This is a genomic window from Candidatus Desulfatibia sp., assembly GCF_036446775.1.
Lineage (GTDB): Bacteria > Desulfobacterota > Desulfobacteria > Desulfobacterales > UBA11574 > Desulfatibia_A.
Genome location: NZ_JAZFTO010000385.1, coordinates 1 through 2,599, shown reverse-complemented (window position 1 = coordinate 2,599; position 2,599 = coordinate 1). Strand labels below are relative to the sequence as shown.

The following is a 2,599-nucleotide window of genomic DNA, read 5'->3' as shown; positions in this document are numbered from 1 at the left end:
GCCAAGGATGCGGTAATTGTGAAGAAAGCTGTCAGGTCGGTGCGGTGAGCGTTTCTGAAAAAGAACAGTACGCTGTTGTAAACCTGGACCGCTGTCTTGGATGCGGCGTTTGTGTCTCTAACTGCCCGACTGAATCAATATTCCTTTTGAAAAAACCTACCGAAGTAATACCACCACAAACACGTGAAGAACTTGCTGATATTATAATGGACAGGAAGAAAGGTAGATTCGGGAAATTAATGTTGACAGGAAAACTTTATTTAGATGCTGTCCGAACAGGACAGACTCATCTTTTAAAATAATGAGGAAAACCATTCGGTGAGTTAAACCTAATGCAAAACTTCCCTTTTTGCCCGATTTCGGCACCGGCCTGAAATATTTTACGCCGGTTCGCGCCAGATTTCGAGTATGGTAAGATCATCGCTGGCCTTGGCGGTTCCCTGCCAGGCTTTGACTGAGTCCAACAGACCCTTCCCCCAAGGTGGACCGTTTGTTTTTTGAATATAGTCTATCAGGCGGCGGTTGCCAAACAACACAACTTCCTCATTTTCCGCTTCAGTGACACCGTCAGATAGAAATAGAATCGATTCGCCCGGTGACAAGGTGATCTCTTTATTCTCGTATTTAGCCCCCGGCACAATTCCCAATGATGGCCCCTTCAACTCCGGAACCTTTCCCAGTCCATCTTTGCTAATCCATAATGGGGGCAAATGGCCCCCGCGTGCAAGCTGTATCCTACCGGTTGCGGGCCAATATCTTCCAATAATTATCGTGGAGAAAAATCCCTCTTCGGCCATCAAGTCATGCATTGCATTGTTTACGGTCTCGAGCAGCTTGTCTACCTCGTCGTGCAAAAGCGCTTCCTCCCGGATCCTTGACCATAATGCCACCATAATCAGCGCAGCAGGCAGACCTTTGTCGGCAACATCTGCCACGTAAACCAACCAACTGCCGTCGGTCATGGGGATCAAATCGTATAAATCCCCGCCCACAAAAGATGCCGGTAGCGACACAGCCCAAACATTGCTTCCAGTTTCCATTTCCGGAAGTTTCGGCCAAAAAAGCGATTGGATCTTGGATGCGGCTTCCATCTGAATTTGCAATCTTTGCTGCTTGAGTCTGGTTTCAAGCAGCCTGGATCTTATTATAGCTATGGCAGCCAAATGTGCAAAGCTCTCCAAAAGCTCTAGATCTTCTGCATCGAAGCATTGCTTTTCCTTGGAATTGAGAACATTGATCACACCGAGGAGTTCTTCATTATAAACCAGAGGTACACAAAGTAAATTGCGGGTGATAAAGCCTGTCTGTTTGTCAGCCTGCTTGGAAAATCTTGGATCTTGCTGAGTATCTTTAATTATGAGGGATTTGCGGTTTTCTGCGACCCAGCCTGCTATTCCCTCTCCCATTTTGAGCTTAACGGAAATCTTCAGGATTTCTCCACCGGCCTCGCCGATAACCTCATCCGCAACCGATGCGAACTCTAAAACGTCGCGTTTTGGATCGTAGAGCATCAGCGATGAGGCTTCTGCGGCAGTTACATTCTTGGCGAGATCTAACAGCCTCGGAAACAATGCATCCAGAGATTCGATGTCGGCAAGATATTGATTGGCTTCAATCAGTTTTTTCAGTCGCTTGGCGACGTTGATTGCGCCGCGGCCGTAATTGTCATTGATCATAATTATTTCTCTTATAACTTAGCAATATCCCGGCTTTTATTTCTAATAAGCCATTTATGGATGGAAACTAACTCAATCCGACTCATCAGATAAATATCATTGCAAACGAGATTTGTAAATCTTCAATTTTTCAGGTTTTCTTTTTTGTGGCTAAGGATGGTTTCCGTCTTTTGAGGTCGCCCGATTCGCAAGAGGACCGTCTTTTCTCCACACCCAGCATGTATCAACAAGGTAATTTTTCACTATAGCCGGTGAAACCACATCTTCGCTTGGTTTTCTGGCATTGAAAATCCAGAAACCCTGCATTACAGCCGGTGCTATTGCAAATAAAAGTGTTGTCAAATGTGAACATTTCTTGTTTTCATTTAAAATTTTTTTCACTTTCCGTGTAAAACCGGGTGCTATTTTCAAACCTTTGATCGCGTCGAGACTGTTGGATGTTTCCTGGCACCAATCGTAAGGAATGCCCGGCATTTCAACCTTTATTTCCTTGATGGTAAGCGACGAACACTCAATGACCATCTGCACAACCATATGGTGTACCGTGTGAGGAGGATGCTTTTTCCCGGAAACATAGATAGGTGTCAAAGTATCCTCCTTGAGTTGCCCCTCAACAAGAATATTTTTTTCACCGTATTCATAAGTGGAGATTTCAATATTTCTGGTGTGAATTTTTTTACCCTTACGTTGATTATCCAAGCACATAATTTCCTCCGGTAGTATGTAATTTTAATCGGTATCGTAAAGGATTGATGGTAAAACGTCAATTAATTCTGGGGATTTAAGAAAGGGGACGTTTTTTTAAAGGTCTTGCTATTTGATTTGCCGGATTTCTTTACTCAACTCAGCTAATTTGTCGATTAATTTGTTCCGTTTAACAATTAATGTAGCCTTTTTAAAAGAAATCACAGAATCTTTGGGCA

3 protein-coding genes are annotated in these 2,599 nt (G+C 43.8%); 1 reads left to right on the top strand and 2 read right to left on the bottom strand.

The genetic code is table 11. From position 1 onward, the window contains the following. Positions 1-302: ATP-binding protein (locus V3S16_RS17510; RefSeq protein WP_413887304.1), on the top strand; the 302-nt coding region annotated here is incomplete at its 5' end. 78 nt (positions 303-380) lie between these two features. Here the strand turns inward: V3S16_RS17510 and V3S16_RS17505 are convergent. After that, a complete protein-coding gene (locus V3S16_RS17505; RefSeq protein WP_413887302.1) occupies positions 381-1,676 on the bottom strand; it encodes a PP2C family protein-serine/threonine phosphatase in 1,296 nt (431 codons plus the stop codon). 150 nt (positions 1,677-1,826) lie between these two features. Beyond that, complete coding sequence (locus tag V3S16_RS17500) at positions 1,827-2,375, bottom strand: DUF2889 domain-containing protein (protein ID WP_413887300.1); 549 nt, start codon at positions 2,373-2,375, stop codon at positions 1,827-1,829. Between the last annotated feature and the right edge of the window lie 224 nt (positions 2,376-2,599).

Excerpts from the sequence above, each read along its gene's own strand:
- V3S16_RS17505 (WP_413887302.1), bottom strand. The coding sequence starts at position 1,676 with ATGATCAATGACAATTACGGCCGCGGCGCAATCAACGTCGCCAAGCGA.